General features: G+C 29.2%; 13 protein-coding genes and 1 pseudogene. 12 read left to right on the top strand and 2 right to left on the bottom strand.

Going from position 1 to position 20,451, the window contains the following annotated elements; genetic code table 11:
* Positions 1-95 precede the first annotated feature (95 nt).
* From JW646_RS01905 to JW646_RS01895, 3 genes are all read left to right on the top strand, one after another.
* Positions 96-1,937, top strand: a complete 1,842-nt coding sequence (locus JW646_RS01905; protein WP_228416377.1) for a GGDEF domain-containing protein — start codon at positions 96-98, stop codon at positions 1,935-1,937.
* A 345-nt stretch (positions 1,938-2,282) separates the two neighbouring features.
* Positions 2,283-3,728 carry a DUF5050 domain-containing protein gene (locus JW646_RS01900; RefSeq protein WP_228416376.1) on the top strand — a complete coding sequence of 482 codons (1,446 nt, stop codon included), beginning with the start codon at positions 2,283-2,285 and terminating at the stop codon, positions 3,726-3,728.
* 735 nt (positions 3,729-4,463) lie between these two features.
* The gene (locus JW646_RS01895) at positions 4,464-6,689 is read left to right on the top strand and encodes an immunoglobulin-like domain-containing protein (RefSeq protein WP_228416375.1); all 2,226 of its coding nucleotides are present in this window, start codon (positions 4,464-4,466) and stop codon (positions 6,687-6,689) included.
* 524 nt (positions 6,690-7,213) lie between these two features.
* Here the strand turns inward: JW646_RS01895 and JW646_RS01890 are convergent.
* Both JW646_RS01890 and JW646_RS01885 read right to left on the bottom strand, forming a co-directional pair.
* Positions 7,214-8,131, bottom strand: coding sequence for a hypothetical protein (locus JW646_RS01890; RefSeq protein WP_228416374.1), 918 nt, complete (start codon positions 8,129-8,131; stop codon positions 7,214-7,216).
* 368 nt (positions 8,132-8,499) lie between these two features.
* Positions 8,500-9,516, bottom strand: coding sequence for an ABC-three component system protein (locus JW646_RS01885; protein WP_228416373.1), 1,017 nt, complete (start codon positions 9,514-9,516; stop codon positions 8,500-8,502).
* Between the two features lie 259 nt (positions 9,517-9,775).
* Here JW646_RS01885 and JW646_RS01880 point away from each other — a divergent pair, with 259 nt between their 5' ends.
* The 9 genes and pseudogenes from JW646_RS01880 (at position 9,776) to JW646_RS01845 (ending at position 19,882) form a co-directional block, all read left to right on the top strand.
* On the top strand, positions 9,776-10,318 hold the full coding sequence (locus tag JW646_RS01880) for a DUF2815 family protein (RefSeq protein ID WP_228416372.1): 543 nt from the start codon (positions 9,776-9,778) through the stop codon (positions 10,316-10,318).
* Positions 10,319-10,463: 145 nt separating this feature from the next.
* Positions 10,464-12,401 carry a DNA polymerase gene (locus JW646_RS01875; RefSeq protein WP_228416371.1) on the top strand — a complete coding sequence of 646 codons (1,938 nt, stop codon included), beginning with the start codon at positions 10,464-10,466 and terminating at the stop codon, positions 12,399-12,401.
* Positions 12,402-12,716: 315 nt separating this feature from the next.
* Positions 12,717-15,101 (top strand): virulence-associated E family protein, encoded by a 2,385-nt coding sequence (locus JW646_RS01870; RefSeq protein ID WP_228416370.1) that lies wholly within the window; start codon positions 12,717-12,719, stop codon positions 15,099-15,101.
* Between the two features lie 313 nt (positions 15,102-15,414).
* Positions 15,415-15,678 carry a Mor transcription activator family protein gene (locus JW646_RS01865; protein ID WP_228416369.1) on the top strand — a complete coding sequence of 88 codons (264 nt, stop codon included), beginning with the start codon at positions 15,415-15,417 and terminating at the stop codon, positions 15,676-15,678.
* A gap of 259 nt (positions 15,679-15,937) precedes the next feature.
* Positions 15,938-16,213 (top strand): hypothetical protein, encoded by a 276-nt coding sequence (locus JW646_RS01860; RefSeq protein ID WP_228416368.1) that lies wholly within the window; start codon positions 15,938-15,940, stop codon positions 16,211-16,213.
* A gap of 91 nt (positions 16,214-16,304) precedes the next feature.
* Positions 16,305-16,391: pseudogene (locus tag JW646_RS20320) on the top strand (hypothetical protein); the annotation flags it as partial.
* Positions 16,392-17,079: 688 nt separating this feature from the next.
* The gene (locus tag JW646_RS01855; protein ID WP_228416367.1) at positions 17,080-17,931 is read left to right on the top strand and encodes a hypothetical protein; all 852 of its coding nucleotides are present in this window, start codon (positions 17,080-17,082) and stop codon (positions 17,929-17,931) included.
* Between the two features lie 23 nt (positions 17,932-17,954).
* Positions 17,955-18,557: a hypothetical protein gene (locus JW646_RS01850; protein WP_228416366.1), complete on the top strand. Its 603-nt coding sequence runs from the start codon at positions 17,955-17,957 to the stop codon at positions 18,555-18,557.
* A gap of 776 nt (positions 18,558-19,333) precedes the next feature.
* Complete coding sequence (locus tag JW646_RS01845) at positions 19,334-19,882, top strand: hypothetical protein (RefSeq protein WP_228416365.1); 549 nt, start codon at positions 19,334-19,336, stop codon at positions 19,880-19,882.
* Positions 19,883-20,451 lie beyond the last annotated feature (569 nt).

Below are 20,451 nucleotides of genomic sequence, written 5' to 3'. Positions count from 1 at the left end.
AGACAAATGTGAAGTTTATTATAATTGACATAAAGTCGAAAAATGTATAAAATTGGAAACATACATATTGAAACTTAGTACATATAGGAGGCACAATGGGGGAAAAAGGTAAAAAATACTTGACATTATTATTAAGGATATTTTCAGTTGGAATTTTAATGGTAGTGACTTTAGCATTTGTAATTATTTCTACTATTTGTATAAGTATTTGGCAAAGTGATACTAAGGTAAACATAAAAAAAGGAGTGTTGGATTTATCAAAAACTGATTTTAAGAATATAGATACTTTGAAATTAAATGGAAAATGGGGTGTATATCCTGGAATATATATAGATGAAAAGAATGTGTCATCTTTAGATAAAAAGGAGGAAGTTTTTGAGGAATTTACATCAAATGAAATTTTTACTACTAAAGATAAGGCCACATATAGACTTATTATAAAAACAGATAAAATGATGGACAACCTTGTTTTATTTATTCCTAATTATCCTTTTGCAGCCAATGTATTATTAGACAAAAAACCTTTAAAAAAAATAAGTGAAGAATATAGTGGTTTAAGCAAGTTGTATAGGGATAATTTTATTTATAAATTAGATAATAGTTTAATAAAACCAGGTAATCATGAACTTTTGTTATCTATAAATAATGAAAATGGTGAAAACAAGTTTTTTAACAAAGAGATTATTGTGACAACACAAGCCAATGCTAAGCTAATTACTAAAATGACAACAAGTTACATCATGTTTACCTTAGGTCTAATGTTAGTTTTAATAGTAAGTGGATGTATGTTTATGTTTTTGGTGCCAAATCATAAGCTTATTTCTCTTATTACACTGTTTGATTTTACAATAATGCTTCGTTTACTATTTGATATGAAAGAGTTTTTTATTTTTCTAAGATTTATTTATCCAGATTTTTATATTACAGAAAGTACTATAATGTGTTTGAAGATTTGTGTATTGATGATAGGTGGAATTGTGGGATGTTTTCTATCTCATGAAATATTTGACAAAGAAGACAAAGTGCCAAAAAAATTCACTAGACCCCTACCTTATATGTATGGAGCCCTTGCTATTTTATTTTGTTTAAATATTAGATTGTTTAGCAACTTAGGGAAGTTTATTATCTTGCCAGTTTATGCGTATACTTCTTTTATTGTTATTTGGCAGTTTTATGTTTGTCTAAAAAGTAATCAAATAAAAAAAGGATATAAAATTTTTCAAATAGTGAAAACACTATATGTGATGATATTAATATGCCTAGATATATTTACTTTTGAATTAAATGAAAATATCTATTTATTAATAATATTATATATGGCATTTTTTATTGGTCATTTATTTACTAAAATTTTAGATAACCAAAGATATTATAATGATGTTTTACAGTTTAACAAAACCTTAGAAAATATTGTAGAAGAAAGAACTTGTGAACTTAAAGAGGCAAATAAAATTTTATTTGACCTTTCCATAAAAGATACATTGACACAAGTTTATAATCGCTTACATTTTGAAAAATGTTTTGATTATGCTATGGCATATGCTAAGTCGGTGCATTTGTGTATATTTGACTTGGATCATTTCAAATTGATTAATGATACCTATGGACATGATGCAGGTGACAAACAATTAAAATTAGCTGTAGAAATTGTAAATGATAATTTGAATAATAATGGAACACTTTTTCGTATTGGTGGAGAAGAGTTTGCCATACTCTTTATCAACTCTAATATGGGTGTGATAAGAAGACAACTGGAGACTATACGTATTAAATTAGAAGAAAAGGCTAAGGAAAACCCAATGTACACTACGGCTAGTATTGGTGTTGTAAAGTATAACCCTAAATATACAAAGGAAGAATATATGAAACTGGTGGATATTTGTTTGTATAGGGCAAAAGAACAAGGAAGAAATTGTATTGTAGAAGGGGCAGAGTAGCTGCAAAAAATTATAAAAAATATGTATAGAAACTAAAAAGTATGTCCATAATTTAAATATCATAATTAAAATTTTTTTATTCATTTATTTATTATTATTATTTTTTTGCATATATGTGAGAAATAGCCTGGACATCGGACATCCAGGCTATTTTTGTGCTTTACTTTAAATTTTGTAAAAATAGAAATATATATAAATAAATGAATAGGTAGAATGTTACTTGTTGAGATTGTTATAATACTAGTTGTAGAATTTATTAGAAGCTATTGATGAGACTTACATGTATTTTAATAATTCTTACGTGACAAATCAAATAATGTAATCAGAATAAGAGGGGAAATAATAATGAAGAATAAGAGATGGTTGTTATCATTAATAATGGTTGCTATTATTGCAACTGGATGCACCGGATGTAGTGTAAAAAATCAAGAAAAGAGATTAAGTACCTTAGGAAGTACTACTGATAATAAAAAAGTAAATACACTTGGAAATACCAATGGAAATCTTGCTAATGAAGGAAAAGTAGTTTCACAAGGAAATTGGATATATTTTGGTGCAAAGGATGGTTTATATAAAAGTAAGGCAGATGGATCTGAGAAACAAAAATTATGTGAAGGGTATAAAGGAAGTTCTGTATACTGGATAAACGTTGTAGATGATTGGGTTTATTTTGCAAGTATAGGGTTGTATAAAGTTAAAACAGATGGTTCCAATTACCAACAAATTGATTCACAAGATTTAAGAGGAGTACATGTTATTGGAGATTGGATTTATTATGGTAGTGAGTATAAAATGAAAACAGATGGTTCTGGTAAAGAAAAATTAGATACAAGGAATGCAGCTGCAGGTTATACCATAAATATAGTAGATGATTGGATTTATTTTTTTGATAAAGATAAGGAAAATAATAATGGTATTTTCAAAATGAAAACTGATGGTTCTAACAAACAAAAAATTCTTTCTGGTCGAGCTGACTACATGATTGTAGATGGAAACTGGATTTATTATGTAAAATATAAAGACAACTCTTTGTATAAAATGAGTCTTGATGGAACAGACAATGAGCTACTTTTAAAGGGTAATATTAGCAATCTCAATATTGTTGATGATTGGATTTATTATAACGGAGATTACAATGATAAGCCTAGTTTGTGTAAGATAAAAACTAATGGTTCTGATAATCAATTAATATGCCACGATAATGCAGCAAATATAAACATTATTGATGGTTGGATTTATTATGAAATAAATGATGATAATTTTAATAAAATATACAAAATTAAAATAGATGGTTCTGATAAGCAAGTATTCTTTAAAGGTACAAATATTACTGAAGACAAAAATGTGAAAAAAGAACAAGATATGTCCGAGGAAGAAATTATGAAACAATTAGATGAATCAGTAAAGAAAAGTGAAGAAAAGGCATTATTAGAAGAATCTGGACAAGACGGAACAAAAGAATACAATGCCCTATCTCTTAGCAAAAACAATATTGATTCTTCATCTAAACCTAAAGAAGCATGGGTATATAAATTAAAAATAGAGAATAACAACTTAATTGTATGGGGTTCCCTTGATTGTAATTCACAAGGAAGTTCACAAATCAAACATCTAAAAGACCAAAAGAGAATTTTCAAACTTTCTGACAATGTAGATCTAGGACTTGATTGGGTTGGTAATCGAGATAAACAAATAGAGTATTTTAATGACAATGGACAAAACATGAACTCAGAAGCATTTTTCTTTCGTACTATAAAGGGCAAAGTAACTTATTTAACATTTGCTGGATAATTTTTATAATATTGAAAATTAATAAACAAAATGAGAAAACAACTGATATTAATGTCAGTTGTTTTTTCATTTTACGCTTACAATAATAAATCATATTGAGTCAAAAATATTGTGATATAAGTTAGTATATAAAAATTGTAAAATATACCAGGAAATCCATAATGGCGGGTATATAATGAATAAGATAGAATTGCAATTATTTATCTCAAAATATACTAAAATAAAAATATTATGGTATAATTTGGAAGGGAGTCCATGTTATTAAAATATTGATTTTATTCCGAATTATAGAAATTATTGGGGGTAGGGGGAGTAGTAATGAGAAACATCATAAAAAGGTAACAGCAATAATTTTATTATTTATACTGTGTTATAAATACGATCGCTAGGCGCGATAGATACAAGTGCACCAGAGATAGATGAAAGCACGTTGAAGTAAATAAATAGATCATATATATGCAATTGATGCAAACCAATGTGGAAAATCTAATTATAATACTGATATAAAAAAATGTGCAAATTATGATGCATGTGACTCTTTTACGCTTACGTTTAATTGCAGGTATGTTAACTATTAAAATATCTGTAGTGTTTAATGCATCAGATAAAAAAATATATATATGTCAAGTTTAGATAAATTTAGACATTATAGTGATGCTAATATAATATAGTAATTATGGATTTAAGAGGATTTACATGAATAATTTTAAAACGAACAATAGAGGGGGAAAAAAAATGATTAAATTTAAAAGGTGGTTAGTTAGCATATTAGTATTAGTTTTAGCTAGCACAAATATAATCAATATCTGTGCACTAGAAAATAATGAGATGCAAAATCAACTTGTAAAAACAATGAGTACAGAGGCAATAACAATTTATGGAATAAGTGATGTAAGTTTTACTAGACTCTCAGATAGTAACGTAGGTATGAGAATTTATACAAATGGAGCACAAGGAAATGAATCTTTCACAATATCAGTCATGGGACCAGGGTATAGAGGAAGTATAAGCACAAATTCTCCTTATCATAATTTGGAATTAAGCAATTATGGAACATATTATATTACTGTATCAGCCACAGATTCTATAGGGAATACTGCTCAAATAAACAAACAATTCTATTTTTCACCACCACTTAGAGTTACGTGTAATCAATCGAGCAATTTAGTAGGATTAAATGAGGAGGTTACCTTAGTTGCTACAGCTTATGGTGGCAGTGGAGGGTCATATGAATACAAATTTACAAAAATTTATAATGAAAATGAGGAATTAGTACAAGATTTTTCTGATATAAATAATATAAATGTTAGTTTTTCTAATGAAGGTCAATATAAAATACGCGTGGATGCTAAGGATAAAAATGGAACTATTTCAAGTGTTGAAAAATTTATAACTGCAATAGACAGAGAAAAGGACAAACCTATAATAACTACCGACGAAGATAGGGTTATAAAAATTGGAAATATATTTGACCCAATGGAAGATGTAGTAGCAATAGATAAGTTGGATGGAAATCTAACATCAAAGATAAAAGTAATAGAAAATACAGTAGATACAACAAAAATAGGAATATACAAAGTAGTATATGAAGTAACAGATAGTGATGGAAATACGGTTACAAAAGAAATAAAGGTAACAGTAAGAAGTGACGAAAAACCAGTAATGCTGGCAAGTGATCTAGAGCTAAAAATCGGAGATAAATTTGATCCACTAAAAAATGTAGCAGCAAGTGACAAAGAAGATGGAGATATAACATCAAAGATAAAAGTAATAGAAAATACAGTAGATACAACAAAAGTAGGAATATACAAGGTAGTATATGAAGTAACAGATGGTGATGGAAATACGGTAGGAAAAGAAATAAAGGTAACACTAAGAAGCAACGACAAATCAATAATAAGTGCGAGTGATGCAAAATTAAAAGTAGGAGATAAATTTGATCCACTAAAAGATGTAGCAGCAAGTGACAAAGAAGATGGAGATATAACATCAAAGATAAAAGTAATAGAAAATACAGTAGATACAACAAAAGTAGGAATATACAAAGTAGTATATGAAGTAACAGATAGTGATGGAAATAAAGTAAGAAAAGAAATAAAGGTAATAGTAAAATTAGAAGTAGTATCAAATGTAAAAGCTAAATCCAATAGCTATAATTCAAACATTATAACTTGGTCAATGGTTAATAATGTTGATGGATATGAGATATATAGAGCAACAAGCAAAACTGGAACATATTCATTAAATAAAACAGTAACAAGTGGAAGTATGTTAAGTTATAGTAATACAGGGCTGACAACAGGAAAAACATATTACTATAAAGTTAGAGCTTATAAAGTAGTAGATGGCAAAAAACAATACGGCGATTTTTCACAAGTAGTATCATCATCACCAAAGTTATCATCAACAACTGCAAAATCTGCATCAGCAGCATATAATAGTAATAAAGTTACATGGAGCAAAGTGTCAGGAGCAAGTGGATATGAAGTATATAGAGCAACAAGCAAAACTGGAACATATTCATTAAATAAAACAGTAACAAGTGGAAGTACATTAAGTTATAGTAATACAGGCTTAACAACTGGAAAAACATACTATTATAAAGTAAGATCATACAAATTAGTAGATGGGAAAAAAGTATATAGCAATTACTCAGATATAGTATCAGCATCGCCAAAGCTTTTTACGCCTAGCGTAACTTTAAGTAAAGGTTCTAAAAAAGCTACTGTAAAATGGAAGAAGATATCAGGAGCAAGTGGATATGAGATATACAGATCAAATAGTAAATCTGGAACTTACTCAAAAGTAAAATCTATAAGTCGTGGTTCTACAACTTCTTATACAAATAGTGGTTTAACTAGTAAAAAAGGATATTATTATAAAATAAGGGCTTATAAAACAGTAAATGGCAAGAAAGTTTATAGCTCATATAGTAGTATTAAATCTATAAAAGTTAAGTAAATGAAGACCATAATTTATTTATTTGTTAAAAGGCATATCAAAAATGATATGCCTTTTTTAGAGCTGAGATTATTTTAAAAACATAATTAGAAATATGAAATGATAGTTTAAATAAAGATTTTACTATAATGATAGTAAGTAGGTAAATAGAAATAAAAGGAGATGATGCAAATAAGTGTAGTAAATAATTGTTTAAAAGTGTCCAAAGTAAAGACAAAATAAAAGCTTATGAGTTAGCTCAGAATCTATGTGTAACTGTAAAATATAAAAAGTATTAGAAGAAGCTGGAGTAATGATTGACTGTCAGCAGGGAATATATGGGGGATACACTTTACTGTAGAGTAATTTATTAGGAGTCAAACTAGACAAAAAAGAAATTGCCATTTCAGATATGATAAAAGAGCAGCTTGTATATAACAATGATATGAATAAGGATGAATTTACTGATATAGTGGGAGTATAGATATATTTGTGTAAAAACAAATATATCTATACTTCCTTGTGTTTTCATTTTACCCTTACATTTATTTTGATTTATTTATTAGATTATATGCTTTTTCATAAGTAGTTTTATCATTTGTATAATAATCAATAAAAACCCCAGGATCTCCTGATAGAGAGCTTATTGATAAATAAGGATAATTCTTAAGACTACCTATAAAATAGTTTATATCTGAAATATACTCTTTGTCATATTGTATAGTATTGGTTACAACAATACTTTCATTATTATCATTACTAAATTCATAGGAATACATATTTAAATCATCTTCAGGTTCATCCTCAACTAAATCAGATTCAAGACTATAACCTTTCAGTAGCTTTTTAACATCCTTAATTTTCATATCTTCACTGTTAGATAGGGAGTTCATAATCTTATAATAAGCATCTTCTAGGGAATATTGGTTCTCCTTTTTTTCTATAGAAAGACCTAGTTCATTTACTTCCTTAAGTATTTTTTTAGGAGTGGTTGCGTCAAGTTGAGAATGAGTAATGCTATAGACCCATTGATTTTCTTCTTTGGATGACATTAAAATTAACTTGTCATTATCTAAATGATACTCAAGGGAATCAATGGTTTCTTTGCTCTCTGAAACAAGAAAATCTATATAAAGATATTTTTTATCCTCCCTAAATCTGTATCCATAGGATTTCTCACCATCTACATCATGAATTTCTGAATTGTCTACAATATTAAGCTTGTAGTCTTTTAATAGATTTTTAACATCATCAATTTTCATATCATCCTTTTTATCAATAATATAAAAATAAGCATCATCTAATGATTTTACTTTTTCTTCTGCTGGGGTACTACACCCAGATACAAAAATACAAGTTAATGCAGAAATTAGTATAATTATTTTTAATTTAATATTAAAACCTCCATTCAAACTTAGTTTTAGACGTTTATGTATGGTGTTGATAATATTTATAAGTATCATTGTGAAATACAATTTTAACCATGGAAACGTAGTATCCAATTAAATTGTAACACTAATAACAATATATTCTAACAAAGGTTTGGGATTCTTAACTTCCTATTATAATAAACTAAATAATAAAGGGATGCTGTTTAGTACAAATTTTAATAAAAAATAATAAAAAAATATGTATAGAAACTAAAAAGTATGTCCATAATTTAAATATCCTAATTAGAATTTCTTTGTTCATTGATTCATTATTATTTTTTTTTCATATATCGAAGAAATAGCCTGGACATCGGACATCCAGGCTATTTTTGTGTTTTATTTTAAATCTTGCCAAAATCCATAGGCCTGTATTTCATGCTACAGGTGTATTTTGTCTCTAGTCATAAATTTTTCCCCGACCATGTTATTTCCTTGTCGTTTACTAACATATGACAAATACCTTTCTTTTGAAAAATATTAAGACAACCAGGGATTTTAGTAAGTATTGACTCATGAAGTTCAATTTTTGAAACATGTTTCAGCACTTCATTTAAGCGTATAAATCCATTTTCGTAATCATCTTCATAGGTTTCTATAATTGCATCAAGGGTTTCTGATTTTAGAATTTTAAATTCGTCAGCACAAAATACATATTCTGTTAATTGTCTAATAGACTCGGCGGCATAGTAGTATGTACGTTGTCTTTGAAAGTTTTTATAATATTTTGGGTATTTTTTTAAATCCTCTTTTGAAATTTCCAAAACTCCTTCTTTATCTGCATAAGCAGCAAGTAGTTCTAGAGCATATGTCATTTCGTGGTCTTCTAGCCTGGCGGGTGGTTCTAGTTTTTCTGGTGATGGAAATTTATTATATATTTCATTTAGCTTGTTCAAATTATCTTCTATAAAAGAATAGGTGATTGACTTTGTCTCATCATCTTCTTGTAAAAGTTTATTTTTTTTGTGTGATGTTTTATTATTTTTTTGCAAAGCATAAAGAAAAGTGTGTGATAGAAATTTTCCAAGTTCATTGTCTTTATATAAGTTTATCAAGTTGTTTTTTATATGATTAGACATGGTTGTATCGTTTTTTATTAGTTTTAGTAAAGTAGAGTAAGTGTCCAGTTCCATTTGAGGACTAAGGGTATTTATAACTATGTTGTCAAAATAATCCTCAGATTTGGAAATGATTTTAGGACAGGAGGCAGCTTTTTTTATAGTGGCTGGTATATCAGTATGTTGATTGATCCATTTGTTAACATAGTAGTTGTTTATGTGGTATTGATCTCCTTCTTTGTTCAAAACTGTTTCCTCATTTACAATGAAGTCTAGTAGAAGCTTTGTTACTTCAATGTTTGTCGCATTACACATTCCTTTTTTTATTGTTTTTGCATAAGTAGCAAAATTCAAAGTACACATAGGTCCCCTCCTATAATCATTTAAATTTTATCCCGATTTTATCCCAATTTTGTCCCGATTACATCTTTAGCAATTGGTTTTATTATTTAAGTATAAAAGTTATAAAAAAAATGTTTGAAAAATAACTTCTATATTATGGATTATAGCAATAATTTAGTTATTTGGACAGAATATTTGTTCGTTTTGTAGAATTTTCGTTTGATATAACTTTTATAAAGTAAAAAAATCTGTAAAAAAACATACTTAAGGAGGAGTAAATATGAGTAAAAACACAAATTTAAGAAAGGTGATTGTACCATGTAGATTTTCTTATCTATATTGTTTTCAGCCTAATGTTGCAAGTGAGTATGGAGAAAAGTATTCTGTATCAGCAATAATACCAAAGAGTGATATTAAAACAATTGAATGCATTATGAAGGCAGTTGACCAAACAAAAAAGGACTATGCATCCAAATGGAATGGGAAAATTCCTAGTAATTTGAAAATACCCCTTAGAGATGGTGACTTGGAGCGCCCAAATGACGAAGCCTATAGAGGATGTTATTTTTTTAATGCAAACAGTAAAAGAAAACCTGAAGTTGTGGACAAAAAGGTGGAGCCTATTTTAGACGAAAAGGAAGTTTACTCTGGTTGTTATGGTCGTATTAGTGTTACTTTTTATGGTTATAACACAGATGGAAACATGGGAATCGGAGCAAATCTTGGCAATATCCAAAAGATAAAAGACGGTGAGATCTTAGGTGAGAGAGTAAGTGCCAGAGATGAGTTTGGTGAAATCAGCGAAGAAGAGTTCTTATGTTAAGGGAATTATAAATTATCTGGTTTGTGGAAAATTTATAATTCCAACTTACCTAATTTTGAGCAACGGATGTATCCGAAGTGATAACGAGGATATATCGTTGGCGACATGAAGCGTAGCGAATTTTCTATGCTAAGGGGAGGGAAAAGTGGATATTTTATCAATTGATATAGAAACATTTTCTAAGGTGAATTTAGCAAAGTGTGGTGTTTATGCTTATAGTGACTGTGACAGTTTTGAGATTTTGCTATTTGCTTATGTTTTTAACAATGACCAGGTGGAAATTGTGGACTTGGCAAAAGGAGAAAAGTTGCCAGGAAAAGTTATTAAAGCATTACAAGATGAAAAAATTATAAAAACTGCTTTTAACGCTGTATTTGAGAGAACTTGTCTTTCCAAATATTTGGGGATAGACCTTTCACCGCAGTCTTGGCTTTGTACACAAGTTCAATCAGCCATGTTAGCTTTGCCAGCGTCCTTGGAAAGTGTGGGAGATATATTAAATATAAAAAGTAAAAAAATGAAGGAAGGTAAAGATTTAATAAAATTTTTTTCCATGCCATGCAAACCTACTAAAAATAACAATTATAAAGAAAGAAATCTGCCAACAGATGCACCAGATAAGTGGGAAATATTTAAAGAATATTGTATAAGAGATGTGATTTGTGAGAGACAAATTAGAGAAAGACTAAGTAAATTTCCCATAAGTTATAGTGAAATTGAAATTTATAAAATAGATCAGGAGATAAATGACAGAGGCATACTTGTTGATATGGATTTTGTAAACAAAGCCCTAGAATGTGATTTGAAACACAAAGAAAAAATAACATCCAAACTTTATGAATTAACAAAAATAGAAAATCCCAACTCCATATTACAAATGAAAAACTGGCTAAAAGACCAGGGAGTTATGACTGATAGTTTGGACAAAAAATCCGTGGAAAAATTAATAAAAATAAGTGAAGGAAAGGTAAAAGAAGTTTTAAAACTTAGACAGTTAATGAGCAAAACCTCTGTAAAAAAATATGAAGCCATAAAAAGATGTGTTACCAAGGACAAGAGAGTTCATGGATTGTTTCAGTTTTATGGAGCCAACCGCACAGGTAGATGGGCAGGAAGACTTGTTCAGGTGCAAAACCTTCCACAAAATCATATAAAAGACTTAGGTTTAGCAAGAGACATGGTGAAAAGTGGAGAGTATGAAAAGCTGGAACTTTTGGAAGAAACCACACCTAACATACTGTCCCAACTTATAAGAACGGCATTTGTACCAAGGAAGGGCTATGAGTTTGTGGTGGCAGATTTTAGTTCCATTGAGGCAAGGGTTTTGGCTTGGATTAGCAATGAACAGTGGAGAATAAAGATCTTTAAAAGTCATGGGAAAATATATGAAGCATCAGCAGCAGAAATTTTTAATGTACCCATAAATGAAGTTACAAAAGGAAGCAGCCTAAGACAAAAAGGTAAAATCGCCGAGTTAGCACTGGGATATGGTGGATCTGTGGGAGCATTAACAATTATGGGGGCTTTGGAAAAGAATTTAAAAGAAGAAGAATTATTACCCTTGGTGAAAAAATGGAGAAGAGTAAACTCTAATATTACTAAGTTTTGGTGGGATGTGGGAAATGCAGCCATAAAAGCAGTAAAGGAAAAAATGCCAGTTACTGTGGGGAAAATCACTTTTTCCTATAAAAGTGGAATGCTTTTTATAAAACTTCCCAGTGGTAGAAAACTGGCCTATGCAAAACCGAGAATGGGAAAAAACAAGTTTGGCACATATTCATTAACTTATGAAGGCATAGGTGAGCAGAAAAAATGGACAAGAATTGAAACCTATGGACCAAAACTGGTGGAAAACATAGTACAGGGAATAAGCAGAGATATTTTAGCTTATGCCATGTTGAACATAAGAGATGAAGGAGGGGATATTGTTATGCATGTTCACGATGAGGTAGTTGTGGAAGTGAAAAAGAATGAAAAAACAGTGGATGAGATATGTGACATAATGACAATAGTCCCACCATGGGCTAAGAACCTACCCCTAAGAGCAGAAGGCTACAAATGCGACTTTTATAAGAAAGAATAACAAGCTGATAAAAGACAGGAAAATCATAAGAGATAATACAATCAGGTGAAAAAACAGCAAGCTCATAAATAATAAGCTGATAAAAAACAGCAAGCTCATAAGAAATGTCAGTGTAATAAAAATAACTGGATAAAAAAACAACAAGTTAATAAATAATACAAACCTAGGAATATAACATGAGAACAATTGCGCTTATTATATTCCTAGTAGGAAATAATATTACAATCTCTTTGAATTATTAAAAACAATAATATTGAAATGCCCTTAAATTATACAAATTGGAAAATAATGCACCCATAAAGAAAGGAATAAAAAATGAAGATAGATATAAGTATAGGGAAATCTCGAAAAGATAAAGTATGGAAGTTTCAGGAGATGAATTTGGAAGAGTTTATAAAACTCATATCATCTACAACTAGAACAAGGGAAACTATGGAAGAGTACAGAAATCTGCCAAAGGAAAAGCAAGATGATATCAAAGACGTGGGAGGATTTGTACTTGGTAAATTAAAAGATAACAGACGAAAAAAAGATTGTGTCATAAGTAGAAGTGCCCTAACTCTAGATATGGACTATGCCACAGTCGGTATTATAGACGAAATAAAAATGTTTTTCCCTTTCACTTCTTATTTTTACTCCACACACAAACACAAAAAAGAAAAGCCAAGACTTCGCTTAATAATCCCCCTAAGTAGAAACATAAGCCCTGAAGAATACTGTGCAGTTTCCAGAATGATTGCAAAAGAAATAGGAATTAATCTATTTGACGATACAACTTACGAATCAAGCAGACTAATGTATTGGCCTTCCACTAGTATAGATGGAGAATTTATTTTTGAGGAAATAAAAGGAGATTTATTAAATCCAGATGATGTTTTGAACAAATACAAAGACTGGACAGACTCTAGACAGTGGCCCGTATCTAGCAGACAAAACATTATCACAAAACACGATGTAAAAAAACAAGCAGACCCTCTTGAAAAAGAGGGTTTAGTAGGTGCATTTTGCAGAGCTTATAGTATAGAAGATGTTGTAGAAAAATTTCTTTCTAATATATATGAAAAAAGTGAAATGGAGGGCAGATACGATTACATCCCAGCCAATTCCTGTGCAGGAGTAGTTGTTTATGATGACAAATTTGCTTATTCTCATCACGCTACAGATCCAGCTTGTGACAAATTGGTCAACGCTTTTGATATGGTGCGAATCCATAAGTTTGGTCATTTGGATGAAAATGTGGATGGGAATAAGGAGTGTGTAAGTCTGCCTTCGTATAAGGCTATGGAGGAGTTTACTGTAAATGATGAGAAGGTTAAATTACAACTAGCAAAAGAGAGGATAGAGCTGGCATCTTTGGAGTTTGATGTGGTGGAGGATTTGTCAGAGGAAGAAGAAAATAAAAATTGGCAGGAGCTTTTAGAGCTAGACAAACATGGAAAAGTGAAGGGGACTTTATTAAATATAACTAATATCCTTCGATATGATACTAATCTTAAAAACATTGTATATAACGAGCTAAAATTTTCCATAGATGTTATTGGAAAGCTCCCTTGGAAACAAGCTAAATTAGGATGGTCAGATGCAGATTTCGCCTGTGCAAAAATATATTTTGAAAATATTTATGGAATTTGGTCACCATCTAAATTTAAGGATGGCCTTCTAGGTTTAGTATGGTCAGAAAGAACTTATCACCCAATAAAAGAGTATTTTAGCAAATTGACTTGGGACGGGAAAAAGCGAATAGACACTCTTTTGATTGATTACTTGGGAGCTAAGGATAGTGAGTTTGTAAGAGCAGTAACAAGAAAAACTCTTTGTGCAGCAGTGGCCAGAATATATGAACCAGGAATAAAATTTGATAATATATTAGTTATTAACGGACCTCAAGGAATAGGAAAATCAACATTATTCTCAATCCTGGGAAAAGAGTGGTACTCAGACTCCCTGTCTATAACAGACATGAAAGACAAAACAGCAGCAGAAAAACTCCAAGGCTACTGGATATTGGAGCTGGGAGAACTTGCAGGAATGAAAAAAGTAGAGATGGAAACAATTAAATCATTTGTAACACGAACAGACGATAAATTCCGCCAAGCCTATGGAATAACTGTGGAAAATCACCCAAGAAGTAATATTATAGTAGGAACAACTAATGCAGAAAGTGGATTTCTAAGAGATATAACAGGAAATAGAAGATTCTGGCCAGTAAATGTAAGTGGCATTAGTATGTACAAGCCTTGGGATCTAAAGGAAGTAGACCAAATTTGGGCAGAAGCAATTGATGCTTATAAAGATGGGGAAGAACTGTTTTTAAAAGGAGAAGTAGCAGCTATGGCTTATGATGCTCAGAAGCAAGCTTTGGAGTGTGATGATAGGGAAGGGATAATTTCAGACTATCTAGAAAAGCTACTACCTGAAAGCTGGGATGAAATGGATTTATATGAAAGACGTAGTTTTTTAAGTGGCAGTGATCTAAGCTCTAAAAAAGGTACGGTAAAAAGAGATAAAGTTTGTATAATGGAAATTTGGTGTGAATGTTTTTATAAAGAGCGCCAAGATTTAAAACGCTCAGATTCTTATGTTATAGAATCAATTATAAATCGTATAGGTGGATGGGAAAGGCTATCATCAAACAGAACGGGTAAAACAAGATATCCTCTATACGGACCTCAAATAACATTTATAAGAAATAATAAGTAAAAGACTTCGTGCTTATATGTTAAAAAAATTAGGAGATAAGTACAGTAAGCACAAAATAGTAGCAAAAATACTGTACTTATCTGTATAAGCACAAGCATAAGTTCAAATTTAAGCACAGGCTAAGAATTAGTAAGGGACAGTATTTTAACTAGCTCTGTGCTTAGTGTTTCTATATAGATATACATTTAATTAATTATTATAAAAAATATATGAAAAATAGGCGCCTATGTGTATATGCGCGCGTATAGGAAATTTTGCATTAAAGCACAACACATAAGCACAAAATATAACAATAAAAAATGGAGGGAAAATTATGAATGTGGTAATGGAGGATATACCTTACAATTTGCATACAATGGCAGACATAGTGGGAATGGAAAACTTCTTGCAGATTTGCAAAATGTATGGAGGTAGCTGTGTATACATTCCTGTGTACAGCAAAATGATTATGGGAGATAGGAATAGAAGGATTATTAAAGAGTATAATGGAAAGAATTTGGACAGGCTGAGGGTGAGATACGATCTTAGTAAGGAGCAGGTGAAGTATGTGCTTAGGAAGGAGGGGGTGATAGGTTAGGGGTGAGAAGACTTAGATCTTGGGATATATGGTTCTAGGTCTTTTTGATGTGTGGTGGAAAGTGTACAATAAATAAATGTAGTTTTTACTAAATTTGTATAAAGAAATTTCTGATGATGTTTTCAGAAATTTTTTAGAAAGCAATGAGGAATGAAGATATGTTTCCAGTTGGAATTAAATATAATTTAAAGAGTATTAGAATAAATATGAAAAATATAATACAGTTTGTACAATAAGAAAAGCTAACGCTTCAAAACAAATGATGAAAGCTACCAAAGAACATTCAGTATTACCTAATTTACTTAATAGACAGTTTAAAGAAGAAATACCTAAAAAGGTGTTGTTAACAGATATAACATGTAGCAATGGTAGAAGAGCCTATCTTTTAACAATTAAAGATTTATTGATAAATGATAAATTACCATACAAAGCTTCATTTAGCCTTAAGATAGTTATAGTGCTTGATACAAATGATAATCTTGTTGAAAATATAGGAGATAGGCGATACAAGTCCAAAGTTTCAAAAAAAAGTTAAGTCAATAGGATTGGGTAAACAAATGTCTAGAAGAAGGAATTGCTGGGATAACGATCCTCAAGAGTGATTTTTTGAACATTTTAAAAATTGTAATACGTTAGATGATCTAGAAAATGAGATAAATGAATATATGGATTATTATAATAATTATAGTTATAAATTGAATTTAAAAGGATGACCTCTATTCAGTATAGGGATCATCTAGTAGCATAGTCTTTTTATTAATTGTCCTGACTAAAGGTACATTTCAATAGGAAATGGACTTTATTTTTCTTATAAAGAAAATATGAAAATTTAGAATAAATAAAGGATTTTATAAATAAAAATAGAAATTATTTTGTAAAAAGATAGCTATATTAAAAAAATAAAGGCAGAATATGAGATATTATGAAAACTAAATGAGTAGTAGTATCAATATTTTTTATCATTGACTTTAGTAATTTGAAGTTTATAAAGTTAGATATACTGTTTGTACAAATAAATTATAATATAAATTCTCTAAATCACAGTAGCTATGAATATAGCTTATCAAAATAGCAGAAAGGATGTTACAATCTATGAGATTATATCATTTTTTCACTTACATTTCTTCAAGAAATTGGTATTTAAAAAGTCTATATTTGCTGATTGTATAAAAGTATAAAAACCTAAAAAATTTGCATATTATTATGTATTGACAGGTAAAGGATATGCATTTTTTCAATTATAAATTAATATAAGATAGAGATTAATCTCTATCTTATATTAATTTATAAAACTTCAAAATCTCAATTATATATGATGATAGTGTAAATATAAAAATTCAAAAGGTAAGCGATATTTATATCGTGTAGGTTTACTATGCACCTACCAGGGGAGAAAGAAAAATGAAAATAAATAAAATAGGATTAATTTCAGGATTAATAGTAAGTGTAAGTGTGTTTACTTGTGGATGTACATCTGATACAACTAAAGAAAGCAATAGTACATCAAAGCAAGAACAATTATCATATGATGAAAAAATGGATTTAATATATCCTTTTGAACTGACTAATGATTATGGTATGACAATGGGTGACTTAATAAATGTAATGACTAATGGTGATGAAAGCAAAATGACAACAAAATCAGAAGGAGATAATATGATTATAAACATTACTGATACAGATGGTACAAAATATAAGTTCGTATTTGATTTGTCTAATAATAGTGTAGGCCTACAGAATGTATATCAAAATTCGCATGAACTTGTGAGTGATGAATTAGATGTATTTCTATTATGTATTGAGGATAGGTGTAATCCTACTGAAGCAGACGATTGGGTAGCAGACGATTCAGAAACTGATAGTAGCGAATCAGATGATAATAGCAGTGTTGATGTAGATATAAATACTGTATGTTCTATGGTTCAAGATGAAATGAATAAACAAACTAACGACATGACATTTACAATTAAATATAATGAATCATCTAATACAATAATTATTGATGGATTTTTATCTGATGTGACAAGACAGGATATTGAATATACAAAAGATGCTATAGGTACTGAGAATTATAGAACGCAACTTAAAAATTCACTTGGTAATGATGGATCACAAATGCTTAAAGGAATACAAGATGATATAAGTAATACATTTGGTTTTTCACCAGATATTCAAATACATTTACATGCAAAAGATTGTATGTCATTAGATTTAGCATTTTGTACTATAAGTAATGGATGGATAGTTTATTAATATATTAAAAGGAGATTATTAAAATGAAAGTAAGAATAGCATTATTATCAGGAGTAGTTATAGGAGTTAGTATATTTATTTGTGGATGTTCATCATCCACAACTGAAACAAATAAAGAAAGCGAGCAACAAGAAGTAATAGATGATTCAGAGCTTGATGCTACAGAACAGAAAGAAGATTCAACAGATGATTCAGGTGTTACAATACATAAAACTGAAGAATCTGAAAAAACAGAAACAGAACCAGAAGAGCCTTATGAATATAATCCAGATGATGAATCAAATAGAGAATATTGGAGTAGCTTCGTGTTGGATTCAGATGCTTGGAAAAACTTAGATACTTATGAATATTTAACATACAGACAATTATTCTTAGAATCAGGATATTATACTGATATAGATTGTGGAATACAAGAAAATAATTTAATTATATTTACTTGTACTTTACAAGATGGTAGAGTTGATACATATAAATTCTTAAAACCACAAGATAGAGATATAATAACTCTATTAGGAATAAACACAACTGATAAAAAAGGATATACAAGAGATATAGATGCAAATGAGACAGAACAAAGACTATTCCTGACTGATATAGCAAATATATATTACGAAAACAACAATTAATTAAAAATTATAAGAAAAATGATGATAGAATCAATAGAACAATTCAAAGAAGGAAAAGAAAAATTAGTATAATTATAAATTGTATAAATAATGTTAGAAAATAAATATGAATTACTTAACGATAGATAAGTCTTAGATAGAAATGAAAAAGGATTAATAAAAAAATCTAAACCTTATAATGCATAGTTGGTAATAAAAACGTAGACCAGTTAGAATTTATGGAATTTTAATAATAAATAGGAACAGATAGAATTTATAAATAGTAAAAAAGGAGTTTTTACAAAGTACAGAAATATTAACTAGAGTTTGTCTAAATAGTCGTTGGAATACCTTTACGACGATGTCTAGTGTTGCATTCGTTGACGTTTTGTGTCAAGAACATGCTATTTGTACAATGAGACTTAAAATGAAAAAGGAAATTATATAATGACTGAGTAAAATGTACCCTATAGAGTAGACAATTAATAAAAATGTCTGATCTATAGGATATTTTTGTATATAATTAATAGAATTGGAGCAGTTTTAATGTAAGCGTCAATTTTTTGATGCTTACAAATATTTAAGTATATTTTCTCTATATTCTATGGTAACATGTGTACGATTCATTGTGATTAACTTCTTATTATTATGTTCGTGAGAGAACTACATTTTATAATACGTTAATCATAATGATTTTTTTATCTATTTAGGTGTTGCAATTAATTATACAATCTAAGTTATAATGTAGAACAAATAAGTAAAGATATAAAGTTATGGGCTTCTGGAGGGAAAGATTTATGAACATAAATAAATACGGATTAGTAAATGTTTTAAAGGTGAATTATGAATTATCTAAAGAGGATGATAACTTTAAAGTTGGTCTTGATAAACTTTTAAAGGAGCTACTTTGGTATATTGGAGAAAGATTAGATAATGATGGAGAATTTAAAAAAGGTATAAATAGGCATGTTAGACAAAAATACTGGTCTAAAGAAGCGATAGAACTTTTCAATAGTAGAGATAAAGATAGAGTGAAAGGTTTAATATTTGAACATGTTGTTCCTTTAAATATAATTAAACAACATATAATAGAAATGTTTGAAAAAGATGCTGCAGTTAATGATGTGGTAGAGTTTCTTGATAATCATTTACTGGTATGTGTAGTTACTCAAGAAGAAGATAAAATGTTAAGTAAATGTGGCTATAAAACTAAGCTAGGAATAGAGTTAAATAAAGGTAATGTTTGGAATAGATATAAGGGATCCTTCATAAGGGTGTGTAATGTAGAAGTAGAAAAGATGGGTAGAAAAGATTTTATAAAAGCTAAAAATTATGTTGTACTATAGTAGCTTAATATAGATAAATTATAATACCAGTAGGAGATTTACTATGGCAAAAAAGATTTTTGATAATGTAGTAGAGGTAATAAGTTTAGATGAATTAATAGATTTTTATGAATAATAGTTTAGCTCCATAGAATAATGTACGGACAACAGCGTCACAAGTAAGTGAGTTTGTTAAAAATATAATTAGAATAAAGGTAATAATTGAATTTTAAAAACAAACAAGTAAAGATTTAGAAAAAAGCTTAGGATACTAAGTTTATTTTTATACGTAATGCAACATTGTTATTTAAGATTAAGAGAATAATGTTATGAGATGAAGGATTTAAAACACAATATGAAGATATTGAAACTTTGAATAATAGTTAATTAAGGGTATTTCATTACTGATACTACAAAATTACTAAAAACATTTTTTAGGGGAATAAAAGATGTTGAAATAGAAAATATAGATAAGGAATTCATTGAAAATTAAAAAACTACTTATTAAAACAAATTAAATAAGAAGATTATTTTAAGTACTAGTAAAACTGGTACTTATTTTTATGGTAAAATATGTATAATAATATATC

Source organism: Terrisporobacter hibernicus, from assembly GCF_020809405.1.
GTDB lineage: Bacteria > Bacillota > Clostridia > Peptostreptococcales > Peptostreptococcaceae > Terrisporobacter > Terrisporobacter petrolearius.
This window is presented reverse-complemented; position numbering and strand designations above follow the sequence as displayed.

Coding starts and splice junctions, on each gene's coding strand:
- JW646_RS01905 (WP_228416377.1), top strand. CDS start 96: ATGGGGGAAAAAGGTAAAAAATACTTGACATTATTATTAAGGATATTT.
- JW646_RS01900 (WP_228416376.1), top strand. CDS start 2,283: ATGAAGAATAAGAGATGGTTGTTATCATTAATAATGGTTGCTATTATT.
- JW646_RS01895 (WP_228416375.1), top strand. CDS start 4,464: ATGATTAAATTTAAAAGGTGGTTAGTTAGCATATTAGTATTAGTTTTA.
- JW646_RS01890 (WP_228416374.1), bottom strand. CDS start 8,131: ATGATACTTATAAATATTATCAACACCATACATAAACGTCTAAAACTA.
- JW646_RS01885 (WP_228416373.1), bottom strand. CDS start 9,516: ATGTGTACTTTGAATTTTGCTACTTATGCAAAAACAATAAAAAAAGGA.
- JW646_RS01880 (WP_228416372.1), top strand. CDS start 9,776: ATGAGTAAAAACACAAATTTAAGAAAGGTGATTGTACCATGTAGATTT.
- JW646_RS01870 (WP_228416370.1), top strand. CDS start 12,717: ATGAAGATAGATATAAGTATAGGGAAATCTCGAAAAGATAAAGTATGG.
- JW646_RS01865 (WP_228416369.1), top strand. CDS start 15,415: ATGAATGTGGTAATGGAGGATATACCTTACAATTTGCATACAATGGCA.
- JW646_RS01860 (WP_228416368.1), top strand. CDS start 15,938: ATGATGAAAGCTACCAAAGAACATTCAGTATTACCTAATTTACTTAAT.
- JW646_RS01855 (WP_228416367.1), top strand. CDS start 17,080: ATGAAAATAAATAAAATAGGATTAATTTCAGGATTAATAGTAAGTGTA.
- JW646_RS01850 (WP_228416366.1), top strand. CDS start 17,955: ATGAAAGTAAGAATAGCATTATTATCAGGAGTAGTTATAGGAGTTAGT.
- JW646_RS01845 (WP_228416365.1), top strand. CDS start 19,334: ATGAACATAAATAAATACGGATTAGTAAATGTTTTAAAGGTGAATTAT.